This window comes from Pseudovibrio sp. W64, assembly GCF_001623145.1.
GTDB lineage: Bacteria > Pseudomonadota > Alphaproteobacteria > Rhizobiales > Stappiaceae > Pseudovibrio.
The window spans coordinates 6,624-32,004 of record NZ_LMCI01000038.1 but is presented as its reverse complement, the minus strand read 5'-3'; the positions used below and the strand labels follow the sequence as shown (position 1 = coordinate 32,004).

Sequence of the window (25,381 nt, the reverse complement as noted above, 5' to 3'; positions counted from 1 at the left end):
TAAGTCTTAGTTAGACGTCTTAGCAAAGCGAGCCAGAAGCTTATTAGCTTCGTCTTCGATGGTCTGGAATGCGTCGTCTACGGATTTATCACCGGAGAAGATTTTACCGTATTCACGGTTCATCACGTCACGCACCTGAACGTAGAAGCCCATGCGGTAACCTTTGGTGTTGTCGCCACCTGGCAGTGTCAGCTGCTTGATGCCAACTTCAGCAGCTGGTACGCGGTCATAGTAACCATCCTTAGTTGCCAGCTCATATGCAGCGTTGGTGATTGGCACATAACCAGTTTCCTGGTGCCAGTAGTACTGCATGTCTGCGGAAGTCAGGAAGGAGTAGAAGTTCGCAACACAGTCGTTTTCTGCTTTTGGCTTACCGGACATTGCGAAGAGTGCAGCGCCACCGATGAAGGTGTTGGTGCCTGTTTCGCTAACAGAAGCCCAATGAGGCAGGTAGGTTGCGGAGAATTTGAAGTCTGTGGATTTGGTCAGGCCACCGAAGGAACCTGAAGAACCGAGCCACATTGCAGCGGAACCGTCCTGGAATACCTTCTGGTTGTCACCCCAGCCAGTGCCGTAATAACCGAACAGCTCAGCGTCGAGCCAACCTTTAACCTTGGTGAAGTGCATTTTGATCGCATCGTTGTTCACGAGGATCTTAGTGCCTTTCGCGCCGTCGTAACCATTGTTGTTGGTTGCAAATGGCAGGTTGTGGCGGGACATGAAGTTTTCGGTGAAGATCCATGGCAGGTGTGACTGTGCCAAAGGAATATAACCAGCAGCTTTCAGCTTTGGAGCGATCGCTTCGAACTCTTCCCAAGTCTTAGGAGCTTCAACGCCTGCTTTCGCCAGTGCTTCTACGTTATAGTAGAGGATTGGAGTAGAGGAGTTGAACGGCATGCCGATCATTTTGCCAGCTGCGTCAGCGTAGAAGTAACGAACACCAGCAATGTAATCTTCGATGTTGAATTCAACACCAGCGTCTTTCAAAAGGTCTTCAGCTGGAACAACTGCGCCTTTTGCACCGATGATGGTAGCGGAACCTGCATCAAATACCTGAAGAATGTTTGGCTGTTCGCCAGCACGGAATGCCGCAATACCAGCAGTCAAGGTTTCTTCGTAGTTACCTTTATAGACTGGGGTCAGCTGACACGCGTCCTGAGACGCATTGTATTTGGTGGAGATTTCGTTGACAACTTCACCCAGACGGCCGCCCATTGCGTGCCACCAGTTGATTTCTGTCGCAGCGAAAGATGCTGTTGAAGACATTGCGAGTGCTGCAAAGGTTGCGACACCAGTTGCTTTACGAAGAGTCATTTTTGTTGCCCCCCAGTGGGAAAGTTGAAAAAATCTAACATGCGAAGCGGAGTTAACACCTGATTCATCGCAGTGACGATCCATCCCCTACGCCTCATCTGCAATATCACTTAGGTGTTTCACACTAGGATGACAGTTTCTTGAAGTTTCGATGAATTGCAATTGGATCTTCGTTTTTTTTCATAATTATCATGAGATTGTCATGTTTCGAAAAAGCGAAACCGATCTAAGGCAACTGTTTTTTATGCAATATTTTCTGCCATTCAGCATGGATGAAGTGTCTAAAATTGGAAGTTTTGTTTCGAAAAAATTCGATACGAAAGATTCCGAATGTTGAGCACTATGCAAAGATTTGTCGGCTAATCACTTGATATAAAGGATAAATACCTAGACGGCGAATGAATTCTAATTTTGCACTTTGCACGTTTATGCGGATGAGCTGTCTTAATGCTTTAAGGCGCAGGTTTTCGAATGCGAAAGGTGCTCTAACTTATCCACAGGCGCACTGTGTGCAACTCACCGAATGCAACTTCTAATGCAAAAGTTTGCATACTCGAAAAGATGAAATGTATTCGTTTCAATCAAATAGAGTCATCTAATCGCATTTTGTGACAGCGCTGAGGGCGCGAAACTTACGCTCCACACCCTCAAGCTGAACTCCTACAGATTTTAGCTATGCCTCAGACTAGTTGGAGGGTAGCAATACCGCATCGACCACATGGATAATTCCGTTATCCGCAGGAATATCGGCGCTGATCACGTTCGCCTTATCGACTGTCACACCTGACGATGTTTTTGAGACGGACAGTGTCTTGTCTCCAGAGCCCTTGATTGTCTTTACATGGATTGTCCGGCCTGGCAGGTCAGTGGATGCGAGCTTTCGTGGCAGAACGTGGTAGCTCAGGACCGCAATCAATTGATCCTTGTTCTCGGGCTTCAGCAGCATTTCTACTGTTCCATCTGGAAGAGCAGCAAACGCTTCATCGGTTGGAGCAAAGACAGTCAGGTTTTCACCGTCTGCTAACGCGCCGTCCAAACCAGCGGCCTGAGCTGCAGCAATAAGGGTGTTAAACTGCCCTGCCCCTTGAGCTACCTCTACAATAGTTCCAGCATTAGCACTTACTGATCCAGCAAGAACAAGCGAGCTTACAAAAGATATCATAGATAAACGCATAGAACCCTCCACTTCCCAGAGATGTAAATCAGGGAATTACATAAGTTTCGGCTGCGACATTCTGCCGCGCACAAGTTCTTATACTGACCGGGATTGAAGGCAGATCACTCTGACCTGAATTTTATTTTGTTTCCTCGAATGCACGCAATGCTTCATCTCGTGATTTTTTGAGATCAACGATTGGCAGCGGATACGTTTCTCCCAGCAAAACGCCTGCATCCTGCAGGATATCTTTAGGAGCTTCCCATGGTTTGTAGAGATATTTGTCCGGTAACTCTTTTAACTCCGGGAGGAAGTGGCGGGTGTAATCGCCATGCCCATCAAACTTCTCTCCCTGTAGCACGGGGTTGAAAATGCGGAAGTATGGAGCAGCATCGGCACCACAGCCAGCAATCCATTGCCAACTTGCACTGTTGTTGGCGAGATCTGCATCTACGAGGCAGTCCCAAAACCACGCCTCGCCTAAGCGCCAATCCAATAGCAAATTCTTTACGAGGAACGAGCCAACGACCATCCGCAGGCGGTTATGCATATAACCAGTTTGCCACAGCTCGCGCATGCCTGCATCCACAATCGGGATACCCGTTTGCCCCTTTTGCCAAGCCAGCAAGCGCTGGTCGTCAGAAACCCACGGAAAGCTATCGAATTTGGCATTGAGATTGATTTGAGGAAGTGTTGGGTTATGGAACAGCAGGGAATAGGAGAACTCACGCCAGCCTAACTCACTCCGGAAATGGTCAATGTCATGTGTCTCTTCGTGCATATTGAGCGCCCACCAGACTTGATTGGGCGAAATCTCTCCAAAATGCAAGTGCGGAGAAAGTCGCGAAGTGTGCGTGAGGGCGGGAAAGTTTCGCCCCTCCTTATAGTTGGAGATGCCGTTTTCGAGGAATGAGTAAAACCTGCTTTGCGCCGCTTGTTCTCCATGCTTCCAACAGCTACTTACTTGCGCTGACCATGGACGGTTGTCGATCAGTTTCAGCTCATCAACAGACAGAGCTCCATTCGCAGTCACTTTATGCAGTTGCATTGGCTTAGGAACAGGTAAGGGCTTACGTGGCTCGGAAGCCTGCAGACAGCCTTTGCGATAAAACGGGGTGAAGACCTTATAAGGGTCGCCATCTGGCTTCGACACCTGCCATGGTTCCCAAAGGAGCGAACCGTTGAAGCTCTTTGCAGTTATTCCGGCGTCTTCCAGCTCTGACTTCAAATGGGCATCATGCTCAATGCGCCATGGTTCATAGCATCTGTTCCAGAAAACACCCGTCCCTCCTGTCTCCTGAAGAAGGTTTTTGATGACCACAGCCGGGTCACCCCGCATTATCAACAGGTGCCCCTTCAAGCTTTCATTGAGAGCTTTTAAAGAATGGTGCAGCCAGTTCTGCGCTGCTCCGCCATGTTCGCGCGCACCTTTCTCACTATCGTTCAGGATATAGAGCGGAATAACTGAGCCCGCCTCGCAAGCTGCAGTCAGGGCGGGATTGTCGCTCAAGCGAAGATCCTGACGGAACCAATGGATCACAACGGGTGCACTCATCGATAGCCTCTGCTCAAAAGAACCAGTTGCCGCAGATGTATAGCAATTTCCTTGCGTATCAATGGCAATAGAGCTTCAATTCTCATAGTGCGCAAAACGTCACTGCCGCGAGACTGGCTTTGTTTGTCAAACACGTTCCAAAGCCACGTAAAGACAGCACAAAAACACTGAGAGGACGATCAGGTCTAATCTAAAAACATTGTTGGGATTTTTTGGGAAAGAGCCAGACACTCTTAACAGAGTGTCTTTGGTGGAGCCTAGGAGGATCGAACTCCTGACCTCTTCGCTGCCAGCGAAGCGCTCTCCCAGCTGAGCTAAGGCCCCATACCATGCAGCTTATGAGTTGGACTTGGGTTGTCCTGCTGCGTATCTTTAAGAAAGACAGACATTCTTAACAGAATGTCTTTGGTGGAGCCTAGGAGGATCGAACTCCTGACCTCTTCGCTGCCAGCGAAGCGCTCTCCCAGCTGAGCTAAGGCCCCATACTTCTTCCTTAAGCACTGAAACTTCTATGAAGTTTGGGTGCCGATGGAGGCGGAACATAGATGGCCCGCCCCCACTTTTCAAGAGAATACTCTCTTAACAGCCAGCTGTTTCACAAGCTGTGGAAATTTTAGACTTCGTCGTTGTCGCGGTTCACAACGATGCCTGGTACAGAAGAGTCTTCGTCGTCTTCATCGTCCAGAAATACATCGGAGTCATCACTACTGATATCATCGCTGATATTTTCATCTTCCAGCTCAGGAATGTCTTCACCAGATGCCTCTGCGTCTGCTTCTTCCAGAGAAACCAGCTCCGCATCGTCTTTGACCAATGTTTCCTTAGCTTCTTCTTTCTGAACAGCTTTTATAGCTTTCGCCGTTTTTGCTGTCATGCCCAGATCAAACATGTCGCCGCACTTAGGACAGATGATCGGGTTACGTTTCAAATCATAGTATTTAGCGCCACACGCCGCGCACAGGCGCTTGGTTCCGAGTTCCGGTCTTGCCACGGTTCTCACCTTTGTTTGTATCTCGTTGACGGCCCCCTTAGCCTCAGGTTGGCCATCATGTCAAAGATAAATCTTAGAAATCTACCCGAAGTCGTACATTCACTGCCGAAATTTCGCAATAGTTCAATGCGCCCTAGGGTGACTGTCTTTTTCTTCCGTGCTAGGAGGAACTAGTTTTTTAAGTCTCGCAACCCCGGAAATGAACATGTCCCATAATTCGTCACCGCAAATTGTGACCGCTCATAGCGGCTCTCCGCTAAACGGTCAGATCAAAGTTCCAGGTGACAAGTCTATCTCCCATCGTTCTCTGATGTTCGGCGCATTGGCGCTTGGCAAAACCACCATCTCTGGCCTTCTCGAATCAGAAGATGTGATTGGCACAGCAAATGCTATGAATGCGGTTGGTGCCAAGTGTGTTCGTCAGGAAGATGACACATGGACGGTTGAGGGTGTTGGACTGGGTAGCTTGCTTGAGCCGGAAGCTCCAATTGACTTTGGAAACGCGGGTACAGGCGTACGTCTGGCAATGGGTATTTTTGCGAGCCACCCGATTGCCGTCACCATGACTGGCGATGCCTCGCTGTCTGGACGCCCAATGGGCCGCGTCCTTAACCCGTTGCGTGAGATGGGTGTTCAGGTTGTTGCGCGTAACGGCGACCGTCTGCCAGCCTCTATCCGCGGCAGTGACACACCAATTCCAATCACTTACCGCGTGCCAATGGCATCTGCGCAGGTGAAATCCGCTGTGTTGCTGGCTGGTTTGAATACCGCTGGTACAACAACTGTTATCGAACCTGTTGCGACACGTGACCATACAGAGAAAATGCTGGTTGGTTTTGGCGCAGACCTGAAGGTTGAAGTGAACGAGAGCGGTGAGCGTATCATCACGCTGCAAGGCCAACCGAAGCTGCAGCCTCAGGATATTACGGTTCCTGGTGACCCGTCTTCAGCTGCCTTCCCGATTGTTGCTGCCCTGATCACACCGGGTTCTGATCTCACCGTTGAAGGTGTGCTTTTGAATGAGCTTCGCATTGGACTTATTACTAGTCTGCTTGAAATGGGCGCAGACATTACCATCTCGAATGAACGGGAAAGCGGCGGAGAAAAGATTGGCGATATTCACGCCAAGTATTCGCGATTAAAGGGTATTACGGTTCCAGCGGACCGAGCACCTTCCATGATTGATGAATATCCAATTCTTTCTGTTGCTGCTGCTTTTGCTCAAGGTGACACTGTTATGCTTGGTCTTGAAGAACTGCGTGTCAAAGAGTCAGACCGCCTGGCTGCTGTTGCACGTGGTTTGGAAGCAAACGGTATTCCGTGCGTTGAAAAACAGGACAGTCTGACTGTTACTGGTGGGGCAAACAATATTGGCGGTGGCACTGTTACAACACATCTGGATCACCGGATCGCAATGAGCTTCCTTATTCTGGGGCTCGCTGCACACAAGCCGGTTCAGGTCGATGATGCAGCGCCAATCGCGACAAGCTTCCCAACCTTCCTCTCCATGTTTGGTGAGCTGGGTGGCAAGCTTGAAAATAAAAATGAGGAAGCTGCATGATTATTGCTCTGGATGGACCAGCGGCATCTGGCAAGGGAACGCTCGCACGCCAGCTTGCTGCGCATTTTGGACTCCGCCATCTGGATACTGGTTTGACGTATCGTGCTGTCGCCGCTGCGCTGCTTGCGCGCGGCCTGCCACTTGGTGATGAAAACGTTGCAATCTCTGTCGCCCAGAACCTTGATCTGGGTAATTTGGATCGCAATCAGCTCTCGTCCCATGAAATTGGTGAGGCGGCCTCTCGCATTGCGGTTCTTTCTGGCTTGCGCGAGGAACTGGTGAGCCTTCAGCGTGCGTTTGCTGAGCAAGAGCCGGGCGCAGTCTTGGATGGCCGTGATATCGGGACTGTTGTATGCCCGGACGCGACCGCGAAACTGTTCATTACCGCCTCTCCGGCAGCCCGTGCAAAGCGCCGAACAGACGAGTTGAACGGCAAGGGAATTCCAGCAGATTTTAATGAAATCCTAGTGGATCTGGAGCGTCGCGACGAGCGCGATAGCACCAGAAAAGACTCTCCATTAAAACCCGCTGAAAATGCACACTTGCTTGATACGACAGAAATGGATATAGACTCCGCATTTCGTGCGGCTGTGGATATCGTCGAACGCGCCCGGAATTCAGCTGTTTCATAACAGCCTTCGGAGTTCGCGTTTGTTATATCAAGCGACTGTTACGATACCGAATTTGGACAAGTGTGACCGCTTTCGCCGGCCCACTTACTTGTAAGTGGTTGTTTTTCAACGCGAGTTGAAAACCGGGAGCCCTTGTCCTTTAGTGTTAACACAAACCCGCCGGCGAGCGCCATTCTTATGGCATCAGGAGATTTTATGGAAAATCAAAACTTTGCTGCTGAAGATTTTGCAGCTCTGTTGGAAGAATCCTTTGCGACTTCCGACCTTTTTGAAGGCACCGTTGTAAAAGGCATCGTTGTTGCTATCGAAAAAGACCTCGCAGTCATCGACGTAGGTCTTAAGGTTGAAGGTCGCGTTCCTATGAAGGAATTCGGCGCTAAAGGCCGTGACGGCGAAATGGCCGTTGGCGATGAAGTAGAAGTTTACCTTGAGCGCGTTGAAAACGCGATGGGTGAAGCTGTTCTGTCCCGCGACAAAGCACGCCGCGAAGAAAGCTGGGTTCGCCTTGAAGTTGCTTTCGAAGCTGGTGAAAAAGTTACTGGTCAGATCTTCAACCAGGTTAAAGGTGGCTTCACCGTTGATCTGGACGGCGCAGTAGCATTCCTGCCACGCTCTCAGGTCGACATCCGTCCAGTACGCGACGTAACTCCTCTGATGCACACTCCACAGCCTTTCCAGATCCTGAAAATGGACAAGCGCCGTGGTAACATCGTTGTATCCCGTCGTACCGTTCTGGAAGAAACACGCGCTGAACAGCGTTCTGAACTCGTTCAGAGCCTGGAAGAAGGTCAGACCGTTGAGGGTGTTGTTAAGAACATCACCGATTACGGTGCATTCGTTGACCTTGGTGGCATCGATGGCCTCCTGCACGTTACCGACATTGCATGGCGTCGTATCAACCACCCAAGCGAAGTTCTGACAATCGGTCAGACCGTGAAGGTGCAGATCGTTCGTGTGAACCAGGAAACACACCGCATCAGCCTTGGCATGAAGCAGCTGGAAACCGATCCATGGGATGGCATCGAAGCCAAATACCCACTGGATTCCAAGTTCTCCGGTCGTGTTACCAACATCACCGACTACGGTGCATTCGTAGAATTGGAGCCAGGCATCGAAGGCCTGATCCACGTCTCCGAAATGTCCTGGACCAAAAAGAACGTACACCCAGGCAAAATCGTTTCTACTTCCCAGGAAGTTGAAGTGGTTATCCTTGAAGTGGACGCTTCCAAACGCCGTATCTCCCTGGGCCTCAAGCAGACTCTGCAGAACCCATGGGATGCATTCGCACAGCAGTACCCACTTAACGCCACCGTAGAAGGTGAAGTTAAGAACAAGACCGAATTCGGTCTGTTCATCGGTCTTGAAGGCGATGTTGACGGCATGGTTCACCTGTCCGATCTGGACTGGAACCGTCCGGGCGAGCAGGTCATCGAAGAGTACAAGAAGGGCGATGTTGTTAAAGCAGTCGTTCTTGACGTTGACGTTGAGAAAGAGCGTATCTCTCTCGGCATCAAACAGCTCGACGCTGATCCGTTTGAATCCGCTGGCGATGTTGTTCGTAAGGGCGCAATCGTTAAGTGTGAAGTGACTGAAATCAAAGACGGTGGTCTCGACGTTAAACTCGTAGACGGCGACCTCTCTGCATTCATCCGTCGCGCTGACTTGTCCCGTGAACGTGGTGAGCAGGATCCTACCCGCTTCAACGTTGGCGATGTGATCGAAGCTCGTATCACTCAGTTCGACAAGAAGACCCGCCGCGTTGGTGTATCCATCAAGGCACTTGAAATCGCTGAAGAAAAAGAAGCGGTTGCACAGTACGGTTCTTCTGACGCTTCCTCTTCTCTCGGCGACATCCTCGCTGCAGCTATGAAGAAGCAGAACGACGACGAATAAGATCTAGCAATAGATTTTGCGAGAAAGCCCGCTCATTTGAGTGGGCTTTTTTGTTGCGTTGATGAGTGCGTTCATTTGCGTTGTTTCGCATTCTTTTGCGCGCTTATGTTTGAAAAGAGCTTTGGAGCGCCCTGTTTCAGGGAGTTCTGCCTCTCGGCAGAGTTAGCCCCTGATCTTCTTCAGGGAGCTCATCAGGAATGCTCTCGGACCTTTTGGCATTGCGAGTACGATGCGCTTTGCTAAGGGGCGCAGGTTCTTGAGCCAGAGGCTGGCATAGAGCTGTCCTTTGAAGGAGAGCGGGCTGACGGCATCAAAGACACTGGCGACCTGTGAGGTCCATGTCATCTTGTAGCGCGAGGCTGGTTTCAGGAAATCGACTTTATCGATCCCAAGCGCAAAACACGCCTCGATGACGTCCATCTGGTGAAGTTTACCGGGACTGGATTGTTCGTAGTCCGGGTTCCAATCGGCCATGTAAGCGGAATAGCAGCCTTCGAACAGGAAACCCCATTCGGTAGAGATTGGCAGATCACCATGCTTCAGCTCGAAAGCGATGAGTTCGCAGCCTTTGGCCGTGCCCTTGCTTAATGAGAGAAGGACATTCTGCAAGCCATCACCTTCCAGAGCGCGCGATGAGTAGCCCATGGCTTCGACCCAGTTCTCACGCCCGTTTAGAGTTCGTAGAAGCATGGTTTCGAGTTCCGGGTCTTCCTGCCGGATCACGCGGTGCGAAAGGCCTGCTGATTTGTGGAGACGATTGCGCTGGTTGCGGATGGTTTTGCGGGAACGGGCGGAGATGGACTTCAGATAGTCCTCAAAACTATCCCACTGGTTCAGATCCAGCCATGGAGCGCCATCTGCCTCTCCGACCTCGGTAAAATGAGTACTGGCGTACTCATAGAGTGCACCGCTCTCTCTGATCTGACGGAGGTGGATAACATCTGCGCCAGCCTTTTGAAGGTGTGGCTTCAGGTAATCCAATACGGCAGCAGGGTTATAGCCGGGAGTTAACAGCATCTCTGAGTACTGCTGAAAAGGCTCTCCTAAACCAGTCAGCGCTTTCAGGGACTTTTGCTTTTCAATGCGCAACGGCAGAACCGCGATCAGGCTTTGCTGGTCGTAGACAGCGAAGATTTTGGCTGATTGGACCGATGCAGGATTTTCAAGCATCGCCATGGTCCAGGCATAGCTTTGAAAGACCGGATTGCCTTTGGAGGCCTGCTCCAGCTGGTGCCATTGCTGCTGGAGTTCAGCTACTTCAACAGCAGACTGCAACACGCACACAGACGGGTTTTGAAGTGCTTTTGTTGCAGAGCTCTGCTGCACAGAGGCGAGCTCGTCTGATGTGATAACATCTGCCTGCAACAAACTTCTCCCTTATTGATGCATAAAATGACTTTAACTAAAGCAGTTTGCGTATCTTTATCCGAAAATCGGCGTCTACTTTTCGGCGATATGCTTGAAATGACTGAATCTCGTGGCTCTCGCCCTAGAGCACGTCGCGTTCATTCGCATTCACACACCGTGCTCTAAAATCTTTGTTAGAGCGAATTCTGGTCGTTTGATTGAATCCAATCAAACGGAACACGCTCTAACACCTGATTTTTATACATAGTTATTTTCAACCAGTTAAAAGTAGAAGTATTTTATAGAAATCTGAGCATTTGAATTTCTCACATTTCCGTTAGGGACCTCAGTTCTAGAAATATTGTCTCCTCAGCATGGTTTCTCTCAGGGTGATGACAAATCGTCACTTGATTTATTGCCCAGCAGAAAATGGAATAGTCCTGATTTAATTCAGGAGGGTTTCATGAGTGATTTGAAAGTTGCGCTGATTGTTGCTGGTGGCAGTGGTATGGGTGCTGCTGCTGCACGTAAGCTGGCAGGGGACGGTTATAAAGTCGCCATCCTCTCTTCCTCTGGCAAAGGCGAGAAGCTGGCTGAGGAACTTGGTGGTGTCGGCGTGACTGGCTCCAACCTTGAAACTGCGGACCTCCAGCGTCTTGTTGATGTTGCGATGGGCAAGTGGGGCCGTATTGATACGGTTGTCAGCAGTGCTGGCCATGGGCCTAAAGGGCCAGTCCTTGAGCTCACCGATGAAGATTGGGCGAGAGGGATGGACTTCTATCTCATGAACGTGGTGCGTATCACCCGCATCGTTACCCCAATCATGGAAGCTCAGGGCAAAGGCAGCTTCGTCAATATTTCCACCTATGCCTTATTTGAACCTGAGGAGCTTTTCCCGACTTCCGGCGTGTTCAGAGCTGGCCTTGCTGCTTTTACCAAGTTGTTCGCAGACAAGTACGCTCCCTCAAATATTCGCATGAACAACGTGCTGCCGGGCTTTATTGACAGCTTGCCAGAGAAGGAAGAGCGCCGGGGTCGTATTCCAATGGGACGTTATGGCACCTCACAGGAAGTGGCTGATCTGATTGCTTTCCTTGCCGGAGACACCTCCAGCTACATGACCGGACAAAATATCCGCATTGATGGCGGAATTACGCGCTCAATTTAGGCTAGACAATTTTGCGAAGGCATCTGTCGCAATTTGCGGGATGCCCTTCTCTCTCGATTAATCGGAGAGATCTTAAACCTGTACGATCAGAAAGGGGCGGAAACGCCCCTTTTTTAACGCCACAACTCCTCCTCACCAGAAAGAAACAAAGCAAATTGTGTGATATGGAGCATTTACATGTGCTCAATTTTAATTAATGTAAATATTAATTCACTTTAATCAAAATAAACATAATAGATAAGCAATAGTAAATTGATGATAAGTTTTGATAACAACTTTTAATTTGCTATACACCACCTAAGATAGAGTCGTTTTTTGAAATTTTCTATTTCTGATTTCTATTTATCTTCAAGTAACATCTGTATATTACTTTACATGGCGAGCAAGAGAGTATCCCATTCTCTCAAACTCCACTGTGCTGTTTGTCTTGAAACATCGTTGAGGCCAATAACAAAAATAAGGTCCGGCAGCTTCAAGACTTCGGAATGCCCTAGCGGTCCGCCCGAAACCGCAGGGCTAACTGGAAACCCGTTTTACGCCGTCCTTGCAGCAATCGGCTTTGGGTTTCCAACAGCGCGCGGTGAACTATGCCCCTAGTTCTCGCGTCAAGAATTAAGATCACTGAACCTATCGGTTTTCAGAGCAATCGATAAAACAGTGGCCCAAAAAAGACGAAAAGTCCAACTGGCCCCATGGCCATACAGATCCCGTTCCGTTCTCAGCTCCCCCCCACCTCCTGATGAACGGAACGGATTTTTTATGCGATAAACATATGCTAGTTGCGACCATGCATTTATTTCGGGTATGACATTTCAAAAGGTGGCACTCCCCAGCCACGTCATTCAATCCGATAGGCAGCAAAAAACTAATGAAGAACTCTGCTAGCGAATGTCACGATATGACTCAGATCCGCGCAGAAATTGATCGTCTGGATTCCGAACTGATTTCCCTGTTTGCAGAGCGCTGGACTTACATCACACGCGCCGCTGAAATCAAAAAACCAATTGGCCTGTCTGCCCGCATTGAAAGCCGGGTAGAGGAAGTTGCCAGCAACGTAAAAGACCATGCCCGTGCGCATGGCCTGAATGCGCAGACCTATGAGACCATGTGGCGCGCACTGATGGAAAGTGCGATTGCGCACGAAGAAGACCTTATGGAAGCAGAGGAAAACGCAAAATAACATAGTATCGCCATTTTCTCTGGCATCTTAGTCGACTAGCATTACAACCAGAAATTTTCGGAGAATTAAGAGCCTACTTCCCCAAATTAACCGTTTGGCAGGGACAAAGCTTAATTTATGGTCGTGTTTTTACCGTCTGCAGAGAAAGAACACTTGGCTTATTCAAAAGCTTAGGTATTGTTTCCCTATAGTCGCTTAAATGAGTTTGACCGGGAAGACCCCATGAGTCTAGACAGTGACGTTCTTATTGATCGCAGACGCCTGAGACGTAAAGTTTCGTTCTGGCGCGTCGTTAGTTTTTTAGCACTTGCAGCTTTGCTGTTGTGGGGAGGCGCTGAGGCAACTGGCCTTGGTGAGTTTGCCCGTTCTGAAAAGCATATTGCTCGCATCGAAATCAACGGACCGATCACCTATGATCGCCGCCAGTTGGAGATGCTTGAAGCAATCGCAAAGGATGACACCGTGCAAGGTGTCATCGTCTCCATTAATTCTCCCGGTGGCACCACTTCCGGTGGTGAAGCGCTTTACAATGCGCTGCGCAAGATTGCTGAGAAGAAGCCTTTGACAGCGTCCATCACGACGCTTGGCGCTTCGGCTGCTTATCTTTCCGCAATTGCCAGTGATCACCTTGTTGCTCAATACACCTCTTTGACCGGATCTATCGGTGTTCTCTTCCAGTATGGCAATGCTAAAGGGTTGCTTGAGAAGATTGGCGTTGAAATGGATGCGATTAAAAGCGCACCATTGAAAGCTGAGCCAAACTTTTATGAGCCAGCCACGCCTGAAGTGAAGGAAACTTTGCAGGAACTGATTGACGATACCTATATGTGGTTCGTTGGACTTGTTGCAGAACGCAGAGGCCTTTCTAAAGAGCGTGCACTTCAGCTGGCGAACGGTCAGGTTTATACCGGACACCAGGCAAAAGACCTTGAACTGATCGATGAGATTGGTGGCGAGCAGGCCGCGCATCAGTGGCTTATTGACGAAAAAGGACTTTCCAGTGATTTGGAAATAATCGACTGGAAACCAGAATCAGACGAGCGGTCACTCCCGTTCCCTGCAAATTTATTAGGCTTTTTGGGTAGTGAGAACCAGAATTTGGTCATCTCACTTCTCAAAACAGCAAAAAGTGTCGTAGATTCAAGCCTACCGCTTGACGGTCTCGTGTCTGTTTGGCAGGCTCCGGATGCGGCAACAGTCTCAGCACTTGGGGGGGCAAAGCATGATTAAATCGGAATTAGTACAGACTATTGCGGAGCGTAATCCGCATCTCTATCAACGCGATGTAGAGAATATCGTAAACGCCATTCTTGATGAAGTTACTGAAGCGCTGATGCGCGGTGACCGCGTCGAGCTGCGTGGCTTTGGTGCGTTCTCAGTGAAGAACCGCCCGGCACGCGTTGGACGCAATCCAAGAACTGGCCAAAAAGTTGAAGTTGGCGAAAAGTTCGTTCCGTTCTTCAAAACTGGCAAAGAAATGCGCGAACGACTGAACGACGGTACGGATCACGGCGAAGACGACTGATCCTGGAGTAATACATTGGCTCGTTTCCTTCGGAATTTGCTGCTTATACCTATAGCAGCTCTACTTGTTGTCCTTGCGGTTGCGAACCGGCATTCCACGCTGATTTCGCTTAACCCCTTTAACCCAGAGGACCCGATGTTGACGTTCAACATTCCGGTTTTCTGGTTGCTGTTTGGCGCTGTTGGACTGGGCGTGATGCTTGGCGGAGTGGCGACCTGGATGCGACAAGGACGGTTTCGTAAAGAGGCTCGTGTTCAACGACGCGAAGCGAACCAACTGAAACATGAAGCGGATTCACTGCGTAAGGTGGCACAGGGTGACATTGCACCCGGCCTGCCTGCACCAGACCATAAAAAAGCAGCCTAACCGCTTTATTACTCTGCCCTGACGTTTAACACGGGGATTGCGAATGCGGATCATCACAGCTCAGGACATTGAGGGGGTGATGAGCTTTCGCGATCTTCTTGAGACGCTGAGACGTGCATTTCGTGTTGGTGTGGTGGCCCCTTCCCCGCACACACAAAGAATTGCACGTCCAACCGGCCTTGATGACGGCTCTCTCACCATCTCCTCTGCATGGCATGACTTCGCCGCTCAAGACACTGTTGAGCGCGGTTTTATTGGCACGCGTCTGGAGAGTTGTCTTCCCACATCACTGGAGCATGACGCACCGGCTGTTGCTGGTGTGTATCTTTTGCAGTCTGGCAAAACGGGGACGCCGCTTGCGCTTCTGGATGGCAAAGCGCTCGTCAACTGGCGCACAGCTGCAACATCGGCGCTGGCCTCCTCGTATCTTTCGCGCGAAGACTCTTCCCGCTTGCTCATGGTGGGCGCTGGAAACCTTGCACCTTATCTGATTGATGCGCATGCTTCTGTTCGCCCCATCAAGGAGGTTCTGGTCTGGAACCGAAGCCCTGCTGCTGCTCAGCAATTGGTGGAGCATATGCAGGGGCAACCTTTTAAGGTTTCAGCGACAACGGATCTGGGTGGCGCTGTCAGAGGCGCAGATATTGTGTGCTGTGCGACGAGTGCGAACACGCCAATTATTCAAGGGGAATGGCTACAAGAAGGCACGCATCTGGATCTGGTTGGCTCCATGCATGCTGATCAGCGTGAATGCGATGATACGGTTATCTCGCAGGCGCGGCTGTTTCTGGACAGCTATGACAACACACCAACAACCACGGGGGACCTCAAAGAGCCCCTTGCGGATGGCGTTTTGAGCCTGCAGGACATTGCTTCTGATCTGGCGGAGTTGTGTCAGGGGGATCGGGCAGGACGGCGCTTTTACGAGCAAATCACGCTGTTTAAGTCAACGGGCACTGCTCTGGCTGATCTTGCCGTTGCCGGACACGTTTATCTGCGTGTTTAAAGCGTGTCGCGTGCAGGCACGTTCGCACATGAAGCTCTAGTTCTTTATTGCGTGCGTGGTTTTATCCGCAAATCGGAGCCACTTTTCGGGAACACACTCCAGCTGAGGACCTTAGTCCAGCTCATCCATGTCTTTCTTCTTCGGTGGTGTGTAGCTGGGCAAATGCCAGTCTTTTGCGATTGCACCACCGCGCAGTACCATGGCCATAGCAAAGCCAAGGGCTGCTGCAAGGTTGCTTTGTCCGCTTGCCATGAGCGTGACGGAGTAAGTGATCGCCCCAGCAAACGCAGCTGCCAGATAGATCTCTCTTTGCAGCAAGGCGGAGGGTTGACCAGCAATGATATCGCGCAGGATTCCGCCAAATGTTGCCGATGCGACCCCCATCAGCACGGCTACCGCAGCGTTGTCACCAAGCGAGATCGCTTTCGCAGCGCCCATGACTGAGTAAGATGCGACCCCAACAGCATCCAGCCAGCGTAGCGGACGGCCCCATGCTTCAACCTTATGCGCGTAAAACCACATGATGACAGAGACGATGAGGCAGACATAGAGGTAGCTCTCGTTCTCAACCCAGAACACTGGCACATCAAGAAGAGTGTCACGCAGAGTCCCGCCACCAATTCCGGTCAGCGAGCAAAAGAACAAAAAAGCGATAAAATCCTGACGCAGACGTGCAGCCACCAAACCGCCAGTCACGGCGAAAACGGCCACTCCCAAAAAGTCCAGATACTGCCAGATCTCAGATTGCATCTACGTCATGCCCGCAAATTCGTTGGTTTCAAGTCTGGTGGTTTTAGCCAGCCATCTTAAAAAAGCAACCGGAGAACTACACTACTTCATTTGTGAGATTTAAATAGCCTTAGATCCTGTGAAGGGTTTGGGGACAGCGCCAAGAACTTCAAATCAGCCCTGCGTTTCTTGCAGAGCTTCTGGCATCCCCGCAACAAAAAACGGAGGCCGAATAGTGACCTCCGTTTTGAATTTATTTGAGAAACCCTCATTCAAGGATGATCCGGGCCAGGCCCTCCAGTTAAGCCAATCTAGACTGGCACAGCTCAAAAGCGGTTACCTCGGTGATGCTGGAACTTGAAAGCTATCAAGCAAATTTTCAACGGGAGTCATCAAGCTTGAAGGATCATCTGGAAACAGATCTTTATCACCAGTAGCACTGTACACGACCTCTCCACGCAACCACTGACACTGTAGCTTTCCAAAAAGAAGTTTACACAGTTTGGCGGGCCCAAGGGCATTTATACTAAACTGAAAATACAGAGCTCTTCCGATAGTGATTGTTTTTTGCCGGCTCTCATATAGAGGTGTCATATCAGGGAAAGAGACACGCACCTGAAAGAGATCACCTCCCGGACGGATACTTCCTCGGGATGGCGCGTATTGCCATGGGATTTCATATCTGGCTTTACCTATCCAATAAACCTGCTGAAAATCTGTTTCAACTCGAGGCAGAAATGGAGAAAGAGCTGCTAAGGCAAGTATCAAAAGCCCGCACTTATAGATGAAAGGTGCAAATGGCCGCCGCCATAACCAGATGGCGAACAATAAAACTGCAGCAAGAATTGGGATAAACACTGCATTTTGGCGCGGATAGAACAGTTTATCGCCGCGAGCCTGCATCGGAAAATAGGCTTCTATAACAACGTGATCTACAAATACCGGAGCTAGCCACAACACAGCAGCGATAACTGCTAACCAGAAAAAGACAGGCCATTTCCACATAGATCACCAAAGATAAATATACATTCAACTACAACTATTTACATGCATCTTCGAAGCCCGATCAGATTGCAAGCAAGCCTCGCTTCCTTTGAGAGCTAAGAGATTTCCAATTGATCGGAGCCCTAGAGTAAAGTGGTCTGTCAGTAAGGCCAAGCAATAGCGTATACTTGAACCTTTTTTCAACTTTAGATTGCTTCACCTCCTCTGAATGCATAAGACAAAGCGCAGCACAAGGCAGGTGTCGAAATCTCCAAAAGCCAACAGTTGTGCCTAGAAATAATATAGTTATGAGAATAGCGAGTTGTATTATGGTTGCTCGAGTTATTGTTCCAATTGCGATTGCTTTCGCATTAACCGCCTGTTCAAGCAGTGCCGGTATTTCCAAAAAGAATCCTGATTACTTTGGTGCAAAAGAACGCGAAGGATCGCTTAGCGGCGTATATAACCCTGCAGGTTTTAGCTCTGCACAAGTTCGGAGGCTACTCGGTACTTTATGTCAGGGTGGACAGCTTGAAGGTTTTTCGGAAGCGCGTAGTGACGGTCTGGTCTCATGGAAGACAAACTGCGCGAACGGCATTCGTAGCGGAGTTGGCTTTGTGGAGTTTCAGCGCATAGATGGCAGCAGCGAAATCATGGTGGAGACAACTGGCTCCAACGGTAGCGGTAATCTTGTGTATACCCGCCAAAAGGTAAAGCTATAAAGCGGATTCTGACATAAAAACGGAGGCCGAATAGCGACCTCCGTTTTGAAATTCTTTGAGAAGCCCTCGGTGTTTTGAGGGCTTTGGTGTTTAGGCTTCTTTGTCTACTGTGGAGCCTGGCTCTGCTGCTTTGTCGGCAACTGGAGCGATTTTTGGGCCGCCTTTGGAGACGCCGACCATTGCAGGGCGCAGGACGCGCTCGCCGATGACGTAGCCAGCCTGAACAACCTGAACCACAGTGTTGTTTGGAACTTCTGTGTTCGGCACTTCAAACATCGCCTGATGGAAGTGCGGGTTGAACTTATCGCCTTCTGGAGAAAGACGCTTCACACCGTGCTTTTCCAGGTGGTTGAGCATTTCGCGCTCTACCATTTCAACGCCTTCAACCAGCGCCTTCAGGTTTTCGTCGTTTTCACGTGCGTCATCTGGCAATGCATCGATTGCACGGCCAAGGTTATCATTGACCACCAGCATGTCACGCGCGAAACCTGCAACTGCGTAGGCTTTGGCGTCTTTAACTTCTTTTTCAGTCCGACGGCGCAAGTTTTCCATCTCTGCCATGGTGCGCAAAGCGCGGTCCTTCAGGGCAGCATTTTCTTCTCTCAGCGCCTCGATTGGATCTACTTCCGCAGCAACTTCTGCCTGCTCGGCTCCATTCGCAGTTTCGTCAACCACAGCTTCCGGATTTACCTGCTCTTCTGCCTGCGGAGTTTTATTTTGATCGCTCATCGTCATCCCGTCTCTTAAAACTTGCTCTTTTTACCATGGAGCAAAGCACTGCAAGGGCTGCCCAAAGGCGCCCGCGCAAAAATCTATCCGGTCTTTATTTAGTCGCTGTTTGACAAAAACAAAAGACCTCCGGCCACTTCCATGACCGGAGATCCTCAGAATGCCCGATTTTACTCAGCATTTCGTTGCAGATACCCTCAAAATTAAGAGTACTGCTTGATCCAATCAGCAATTTTGCCCTTAGGCTGTGCGCCTACGAGGGTTGCAGCTGGCTGACCATCCTTGAACAGGATCATGGTTGGGATAGAGCGAACGCCGTAATTCATTGCGCTCTGCTGGTTGCTGTCGATATCCAACTTAGCAACTTTGACCTGACCAGCCATTTCCTCAGAGATTTCTTCTAGGGACGGCGCAATCATTTTACAAGGACCACACCAGGTCGCCCAGAAGTCTACGAGAACAGGGGTCGAGCTCTGGAGTACTTCAGCTTCGAAGTTACCGTCTTCAACATTCACAGTGGCCATTTTTGCCTCTTTTCATAGTGCAGGTTGAGTCGCCCCAACTGAGCAAACTCTGTTGCCCTGAAAGTAAGAACGCAAGTGCCGAGCGTCAAGCGAACGAATTCTCAACATTCGACTAGAATTTAAAAGATTTCATCAGTTCCACTGGTATTTCTACCAAATGGGGACCTGACGTATAGAGGAGCAGCGCTCTTATTCTCCGATCAGGATAAAGCTCAGAAAGCAATTTTCTATAAACAGCCAGCTGCGCAACATACGTTTCGGAGACTTCGTGCACGCTCCTTGGGACGTAGGCATTTGTCTTGAAGTCGAGAATAATCACTTCTTCGTCATTGACCAGCAAACGGTCAATCAGACCGAAGATTTCAACCGGCTTGCCATCCTCTCCCGTGAGCATACCCTGAATTGGAACTTCGGCTCTGCCATTGGCGCTGAACAACTCTGCAAACTCTGGGTTGCCCAGCGTACCCAACACATCATCCAGCAGACGTTCTTTTTTGTCCTCGAACCGTTCTGGCAGGGAACTGGCAAGGAACCTTTCTGCAGATGCCACACGTTGTTCTTCTGGCAGATCGGGCAGGAACTCCAGCAGTCTGTGAACGATGCGGCCACGGACCAGCGGCCAGTCTTCTGGCTGGCGAGCTGCTTCCAGAGCATCTTTCGGATCTTGCTGCTCGATGTTCTCTTTTGCTTCCATCTCCTCAAAGGCGGCAGATGGTTTTACGCGGCGGATACGCTCAGGCGTGCTGACGTTTGTTGAGACCCAGTCCGGCATAACAGCCTGTTTCCGGCTCTCAATCTTCTCAGATTGCGGCAGGATCGGCTCTGGCTTTTCTATGCCATTCTTGGTCCAGATCCACGCTGACACTTCGCCGTTGGCATCTGTTTGCTCGCGTGCTTCCTCAATCAAACCGTTGCGGGTGAGTGTGTACCAGCATTCATCATGCGGGCCACGCTTGGGTGACCAGCCACACACGACAAGACGATCCTTGGCACGGGTGAGCGCTACATAGAGCAAGCGGCGATATTCTTCTTTCTGCTCTTCCGCCAGCAGTTCCAGCGCTTCTTCATGCCATTCGGTGCGCTGTGCTTTGTTGGGCAGCCAGACGAGAGCGGGGGCTGCCTGCGTATCCCCTGCCCGCTGTTTTTCAACCATCACCGGCGCATGCAGGCTGGAGACGGGCGCATTGCAGCCATCAGCGAGAATAACGTAGGGCGCTTCCAATCCCTTGGAGCCGTGGACTGTCATGATGCGGACCATGCCTTTGGCGGCGTTGAGCTCGCGTTTGATCTCAGTTGGCGCTTCGGCAAGCCACGCAAGGAAGCCTTCCATGCCGGGGGTGCCGCTCTTTTCATAGGTGAGCGTCAATGAAAGGAACTCATCAAGAACGTCATCGACTTCCGTACCAAGACGCTCACGGAACTTCTGGCGGTAGCCGTCGGTTCCCATGATCTTGGCAAAGAATTCGAAAGGTGGAACGAAGTCTGCGCGATCACGCCAGACAACCAGCTGCTTGCGAATTTCCTGCCACTTCTCGCTGTTCTCTGACTTTCTCAGCAGCTCATGCCAGAGAGTACCCGGTCTTGGGACACCCGGTGTTTCGTGGGCGATCTCGAAGAGATCGTCATCAACCAAGCCAAACAGCGGGCTTTTGAGGACGCAGGCGAGAGAGAGGTCATCCTCCGGCAGCAGAATAAAGCGGCCCAGCGCAACGAGATCTTTGACGGCGATGTGGTCTGTGAGGACGAGGCGGTCAGAACCGGCTGCGGGAACATCCAAGCGTTTGAGCTCGCGGTTGAGCGCTTCTACAAACTGGCCGCGCTTGCGGACCAGCACCAGAACATCCCCCGGGCCTGCGATTTTGCGTTGGTCCCAGTCCTTGATCTGCTCTGCTATGCGGGTGGCAAGGCGCAGCATGGGGTTGCCGGTGCCGATGGCATCAATGGGCTGGGTCCAGTCGTCTGGTTCCAGCGTTTCTACGGCTTCTTCCAGAGGCCAGATTTCGACACGGCCCGGATCATTGTGGCGAATGGCTTCATGCACGGGCGCTACGTTGTCCTGTGACAGACCTTTGTAGGTTTCCGGTGTGTCGAACACCTTATCGACCGCGCCCAGCACATCCGGTGTGGAGCGGAAGGAGAGGTTGAGTTCGATGCCCTCGAAATTCTTCTGCGCTTCCTCAGCCCGACGGGCGAAGAACTTGCGCATTTCGGCAAAGTAGGCCGGAACAGCGCCCTGGAAGGAGTAGATGGATTGCTTCTCATCCCCCACCGCGAAGATGGTGCGGACTTTCTCTCGCGCACTGTCTCCAGCGAAGAATTCTTCTGCCAGCGCGCGGATTACCTCCCACTGGCGTGGGCTGGTGTCTTGTGCTTCATCAACGAGGATGTGGTCGAGGCCTTGGTCCAGTTTGTACTGCACCCATTGAGCGGCTTCAGCTCTGGAGAGGAGCTGCGCAGATTTGACCACCAGATCTTCAAAATCGAGGTAACCGCGACGGAGTTTTTCCGTCTCGTAATAGCGTAGAACCGCATCTGATAGGGTGAGGATCGCTTTGGTTCCAGAAACCGTTATGACGGCATTCAGGTGCTGCAGAGCCTCCAATACGCGCATTTGCTCGGCGAACAAGCGTTCGATCACTTCCGGGAAGGCTGTTTGGACCTTCTTGGTGGCGAGAGACTTGCGTGGGCTGAGGGTTCCAGTGAGGAAGATCTTCAACCAAGCAATGCGCCAGGCTTCATCGTTTTTGTGCGTGATGGCCTGATCCAGAGCAGCCGCGCGGTCCTGATCTGTCTTGGAACCGACGCGTAAGGCTTCTGCAAACGCTTTTACTTCGTCGTCACTGAGAGAAGAATTCCGTCGCAACGCAGATGCAAAGCCAGATATATCATCAGCCGGCATGACGGAGAAATCAGCGTATAGCGCGGAAACAGCGCTTTCCAAGTCTCCATAAGGAGCAACCCAGCGATAGAATGCATCGCGGCGGCTGATCAACTCGGAGAGAGCTTTCTCAACGCCTGAATCCGGTAATAGCTCGATAAGCTGGGACAGAGCTGACCCGATGTCGGAGTCCGGCTCAATCTCTGCACTGTGCAGAACGCTGGCGCGGGCCTCATTGAGCAGCTCTTCGGCAAGGCGATCATCCAATACGGAGAAGTGGCCTGCAACGTTGGCCTCCAGCGGGAACTGATGCAGCAGCGCTTCACAGAACGCGTGGATGGTCTGGATCTTCAGACCGCCCGGTGTTTCCAGTGCTTTGGCGAAGAGGCGGCGGGCGTTTGCCAGCTGCTTGGTAGAGGTTGGACGTCCTTCGATATCCTCAATCTCAGCAGACAGTTCGGCATCGCTCAGCTGTGTCCACTTGGCGAGGGAATCGAATACGCGGGTTGCCATCTCTGCCGCGGCTGCCTTGGTGAAGGTGAGGCAGAGGATGCGGGATGGGTCAGTGCCGGACAGCAGCAGGCGAACCACGCGGCGGGCGAGCACGAAGGTTTTGCCGGAGCCTGCGTTTGCACTCACCCATGCGGAATTTTCAGGGTGCGCTGCGCGTTGCTGGCTGTCGAGGGTTTTTGCCGGAATATCCATTATGCATCCTCCCCGTCTTCTCCAAGGGACCATTCCTGCACGCGAGCAAGATGGTCATAGGAGGCGGCCCATTCCCTTTCCTTCAGCACACGTGCTCTTGAGAGATAGCCTTTCCTCGGGTTCTCATAGGCGGCGACGAGCTGTTCCAAGCGTTTCCATGCTTCTTCTGCCAATTCTTCAGCGGTGCTTTCCTTTGGCACACGGCTCTCCAGCTTCACGGCATCGCTGCCACCTTTAAGCTGGATGTAGAGCATGTCGGAGATGGGCATGTCGTGGGGCAAATCCTCAAAGCCCTTACGGCGGATCATGGCGACTTCCAGCGGCAACTGTGGTGAGAGCAGCGCTTCAACCTGTTTGGCAGAGGGCGGCTGGCCGGTTTTGTAGTCCACCACGCGCAAGCTGTTGTCTTTCATCTGATCGATGCGGTCTGCACGACCTGTGAGCGTAAAGTTGCGCTCCGGACGTTGCATTTCCACTTTGCCGTACTCCTCAAGGAAACGGTCATAGATTTTGGGTGCGACTTCACCTTCGTACGCAACAAACTCTTCTGCAATGCGCTCAAAGCGCGGCCACCACAGGGCGCGGATGGCAGGGAAAGCATCCAGCGGGCGGAACAGTCGGCCACCTTCAGTTTTTAGTGCTCGAACTGCGTTGTCGTCGAATGGCCCATCCCAATCCTCAAGGAAGTTTGCGAGGGCATCGTGGATGATGTTGCCTTTGTCGGCAGCGCCGGGTTCGCCGCCGATTGGGTCAACCTCATCCAGCTTCAGGACGTTTTTGGCGTAGATGAGGTACGGATCGCGGATCAGGTTTTCGATGGCGGTCACGGAGAGCTGAACCGGACGAGCTTCCACTGGAGGCTTTGGCTCAGGGCGTTTGGCAGGGCGGACTGGTGTTTCTGAGCGGTCGAGCACAAGGGCAAGCTCGGTGTAGCGCTTGCCTTTGGCGCGCATTTGCTGCTCTACGCTTTGGCCTGCCAACGTGACAATGCGCTGGAGCCAGCGGGAGGCCACAGTTGGGGACCCATCCACACGCTCTGAGCGGGAGAGCACTACTTCCGGCGCGCCGAGGTTCCAGAGGAAATCGTGGGCGGAGGTACCTATTTTACGCTCCGGCGGATCGAGGCCGATCTGGCCTTTCATGGGGCGGTTGAGCCATGGGTCGTTACGGGTGCGCTGCGGCCATGTGCCTTCGTTCAGTCCGCCGAGGACAACGAGGTCATAGCGCTGCAAACGGGCTTCCATGGGGCCGAGCAGGTGGATGCGTGGGTCGGCTGGTGTACGAGAGCGGACGGCTCCACCGGTGATGAGAGCGCCGAACACGCCGGGCCATTCATTGGCAGGCACGCAGAGGCCAGCTGCATCAGCTTCCAGCAAGGACGTCAGGGTTTCGGCGAGCGCCTTACCGTTTTCGCCGCTGAACAGCTCTTCCGTGGAGCCGTTTTCATCAGCCCCAAGCAGCAGGACTGCATCCACGTGGGTTTTGATGATGTCTTCGACCGGGATCTCATTTGGGTTTTGCAGCAGGGCTTCCAGTGGGCCGAGGGCTTGTTCCAGACGGTCCAGCAAGGTGTTGATGGCGTTCCAGTCTTCTTCCACTAGCTTGCGCCAGCGGGAAACTGGTCTGTCGGCCTTCTCCATAGCCAGATCATGAGCTGCGGCCACCGCTTCCCGCAGGCCACTGAGGCCCGGCCTTGGATGCGGGCCGCGCAGGACACCGCGTTCCAGAGCGCGGGCGGCGGAGCGGACTTCCTTGGCCTTCATGCCGAGGAAGGCGAGCGGATGTTTGAGCAGGGCCAGCAGGTTGACCGGATCGAGGCCTTGCAGGGCGAGCTTTGCGGTGAGGATGGCAAGCACCATGGGCGGTGTTTGCTCCAGCGGGCGGCCAGCGGTGTCATCCACGATGATGCCCCAGCGGGTCAGCTCTGATGCCACGCGGCGAGCCAGTGTTCTGTCGGGTGAGATCAGCGCGGTTGTTTTGCCTGCTTCCACTGCTTCACGCAGCAGCAGGGCGATGGAGAGTGCTTCTTCGGATTCGTTTCGCGCTGTGATCAGCTGCGTGCCTGCGAAGGCGGTCTCTCTGTGCTCTGCCAGCTGGGAGGTGAAGAAGTTTTGCCACTCTTCCGTTGTTTCTGCCGGACGGAGTGCTTCGTTGACGATCTCGCAGCGCAGGCGCAGGGCTTCGCTTTCCGGCTTGCCCAGCGGGGTGACGTGTTCTCGCTTGATATCCAGTGCGAGGAGCAGTTGGCGGAGGCTGTATTGTGGATGACCGGGAATACGTTGCGGGTCTGACGGGGTGCCGAGGGCCTGCCAGCTTTCTTCATCCATGCCCCTATCGAGGGCGGGGAGGACAAGGGCTCCGTTTTCCAAGCTCAGCACGGCTTTCATCAGCTCGGCGGTGGCTGGAAACGAGCCGG

General features: G+C 51.8%; 21 protein-coding genes and 2 tRNA genes. 10 read left to right on the top strand and 13 right to left on the bottom strand.

Going from position 1 to position 25,381, the window contains the following annotated elements; genetic code table 11:
• Positions 1-6: 6 nt before the first annotated feature.
• The 6 genes from PsW64_RS16650 to PsW64_RS16620 form a co-directional block, all read right to left on the bottom strand.
• Positions 7-1,314, bottom strand: coding sequence for an extracellular solute-binding protein (locus PsW64_RS16650; RefSeq protein WP_063304304.1), 1,308 nt, complete (start codon positions 1,312-1,314; stop codon positions 7-9).
• 685 nt (positions 1,315-1,999) lie between these two features.
• Positions 2,000-2,488, bottom strand: a complete 489-nt coding sequence (locus tag PsW64_RS16640) for a fasciclin domain-containing protein (protein WP_063304302.1) — start codon at positions 2,486-2,488, stop codon at positions 2,000-2,002.
• Positions 2,489-2,609: 121 nt separating this feature from the next.
• On the bottom strand, positions 2,610-4,025 hold the full coding sequence (locus PsW64_RS16635; RefSeq protein ID WP_063304301.1) for a cryptochrome/photolyase family protein: 1,416 nt from the start codon (positions 4,023-4,025) through the stop codon (positions 2,610-2,612).
• Positions 4,026-4,273: 248 nt separating this feature from the next.
• A tRNA-Ala gene (locus PsW64_RS16630) sits at positions 4,274-4,349 on the bottom strand.
• An 82-nt stretch (positions 4,350-4,431) separates the two neighbouring features.
• A tRNA-Ala gene (locus tag PsW64_RS16625) sits at positions 4,432-4,507 on the bottom strand.
• 131 nt (positions 4,508-4,638) lie between these two features.
• Positions 4,639-5,016, bottom strand: coding sequence for a TIGR02300 family protein (locus PsW64_RS16620; protein WP_063304300.1), 378 nt, complete (start codon positions 5,014-5,016; stop codon positions 4,639-4,641).
• A 205-nt stretch (positions 5,017-5,221) separates the two neighbouring features.
• On the opposite strand from PsW64_RS16620, the gene aroA reads away from it, so the two are divergent.
• From aroA to rpsA, 3 genes are all read left to right on the top strand, one after another.
• Positions 5,222-6,577 (top strand): 3-phosphoshikimate 1-carboxyvinyltransferase, encoded by a 1,356-nt coding sequence (aroA, locus tag PsW64_RS16615; RefSeq protein WP_193757816.1) that lies wholly within the window; start codon positions 5,222-5,224, stop codon positions 6,575-6,577.
• Positions 6,574-7,209, top strand: coding sequence for a (d)CMP kinase (cmk, locus tag PsW64_RS16610; RefSeq protein ID WP_063286511.1), 636 nt, complete (start codon positions 6,574-6,576; stop codon positions 7,207-7,209). Before aroA ends, cmk begins: the two co-directional genes overlap by 4 nt.
• 195 nt (positions 7,210-7,404) lie before the next feature.
• Positions 7,405-9,102 carry a 30S ribosomal protein S1 gene (rpsA, locus tag PsW64_RS16605; protein WP_063286510.1) on the top strand — a complete coding sequence of 566 codons (1,698 nt, stop codon included), beginning with the start codon at positions 7,405-7,407 and terminating at the stop codon, positions 9,100-9,102.
• A 162-nt stretch (positions 9,103-9,264) separates the two neighbouring features.
• Here rpsA and PsW64_RS16600 read toward each other — a convergent pair whose 3' ends face one another.
• Complete coding sequence (locus PsW64_RS16600) at positions 9,265-10,467, bottom strand: GNAT family N-acetyltransferase (RefSeq protein ID WP_208980845.1); 1,203 nt, start codon at positions 10,465-10,467, stop codon at positions 9,265-9,267.
• Positions 10,468-10,912: 445 nt separating this feature from the next.
• Here PsW64_RS16600 and PsW64_RS16595 point away from each other — a divergent pair, with 445 nt between their 5' ends.
• The 6 genes from PsW64_RS16595 (at position 10,913) to PsW64_RS16570 (ending at position 15,694) form a co-directional block, all read left to right on the top strand.
• Complete coding sequence (locus tag PsW64_RS16595) at positions 10,913-11,617, top strand: SDR family oxidoreductase (protein WP_063304298.1); 705 nt, start codon at positions 10,913-10,915, stop codon at positions 11,615-11,617.
• An 898-nt stretch (positions 11,618-12,515) separates the two neighbouring features.
• A complete protein-coding gene (locus PsW64_RS16590; protein ID WP_446737471.1) occupies positions 12,516-12,797 on the top strand; it encodes a chorismate mutase in 282 nt (93 codons plus the stop codon).
• A 222-nt stretch (positions 12,798-13,019) separates the two neighbouring features.
• Positions 13,020-14,027, top strand: coding sequence for a signal peptide peptidase SppA (sppA, locus tag PsW64_RS16585; RefSeq protein WP_063294889.1), 1,008 nt, complete (start codon positions 13,020-13,022; stop codon positions 14,025-14,027).
• Positions 14,020-14,322 carry an integration host factor subunit beta gene (locus PsW64_RS16580; RefSeq protein ID WP_057462715.1) on the top strand — a complete coding sequence of 101 codons (303 nt, stop codon included), beginning with the start codon at positions 14,020-14,022 and terminating at the stop codon, positions 14,320-14,322. The genes sppA and PsW64_RS16580 overlap by 8 nt, the downstream gene beginning before the upstream one ends.
• 135 nt (positions 14,323-14,457) lie before the next feature.
• Entirely contained in the window at positions 14,458-14,688 is a 231-nt protein-coding gene (locus PsW64_RS16575) for a LapA family protein (protein ID WP_063304296.1), read from the top strand.
• A 43-nt stretch (positions 14,689-14,731) separates the two neighbouring features.
• Entirely contained in the window at positions 14,732-15,694 is a 963-nt protein-coding gene (locus tag PsW64_RS16570; protein WP_063299474.1) for an ornithine cyclodeaminase family protein, read from the top strand.
• 111 nt (positions 15,695-15,805) lie between these two features.
• On the opposite strand, the gene PsW64_RS16565 is transcribed toward PsW64_RS16570, so the two are convergent.
• Positions 15,806-16,444, bottom strand: coding sequence for a trimeric intracellular cation channel family protein (locus PsW64_RS16565; RefSeq protein ID WP_063294225.1), 639 nt, complete (start codon positions 16,442-16,444; stop codon positions 15,806-15,808).
• 315 nt (positions 16,445-16,759) lie between these two features.
• A complete protein-coding gene (locus PsW64_RS16560; protein WP_063304295.1) occupies positions 16,760-17,428 on the bottom strand; it encodes a hypothetical protein in 669 nt (222 codons plus the stop codon).
• Positions 17,429-17,736: 308 nt separating this feature from the next.
• On the opposite strand from PsW64_RS16560, the gene PsW64_RS16555 reads away from it, so the two are divergent.
• Complete coding sequence (locus PsW64_RS16555) at positions 17,737-18,129, top strand: hypothetical protein (protein ID WP_057462710.1); 393 nt, start codon at positions 17,737-17,739, stop codon at positions 18,127-18,129.
• A 90-nt stretch (positions 18,130-18,219) separates the two neighbouring features.
• Here the strand turns inward: PsW64_RS16555 and grpE are convergent, their stop codons facing one another.
• The 4 genes from grpE to addB all read right to left on the bottom strand — a co-directional run.
• Positions 18,220-18,858 (bottom strand): nucleotide exchange factor GrpE, encoded by a 639-nt coding sequence (grpE, locus tag PsW64_RS16550; RefSeq protein WP_057462754.1) that lies wholly within the window; start codon positions 18,856-18,858, stop codon positions 18,220-18,222.
• Between the two features lie 203 nt (positions 18,859-19,061).
• On the bottom strand, positions 19,062-19,382 hold the full coding sequence (trxA, locus tag PsW64_RS16545; RefSeq protein WP_063286502.1) for a thioredoxin: 321 nt from the start codon (positions 19,380-19,382) through the stop codon (positions 19,062-19,064).
• Positions 19,383-19,494: 112 nt separating this feature from the next.
• Positions 19,495-22,965 carry a double-strand break repair helicase AddA gene (gene addA / locus PsW64_RS16540; protein ID WP_063304294.1) on the bottom strand — a complete coding sequence of 1,157 codons (3,471 nt, stop codon included), beginning with the start codon at positions 22,963-22,965 and terminating at the stop codon, positions 19,495-19,497.
• Positions 22,965-25,381 (bottom strand): double-strand break repair protein AddB (addB, locus tag PsW64_RS16535; protein WP_208980844.1); only part of this gene is annotated, 2,417 nt, incomplete at its 5' end. The genes addB and addA, both read right to left, overlap by 1 nt.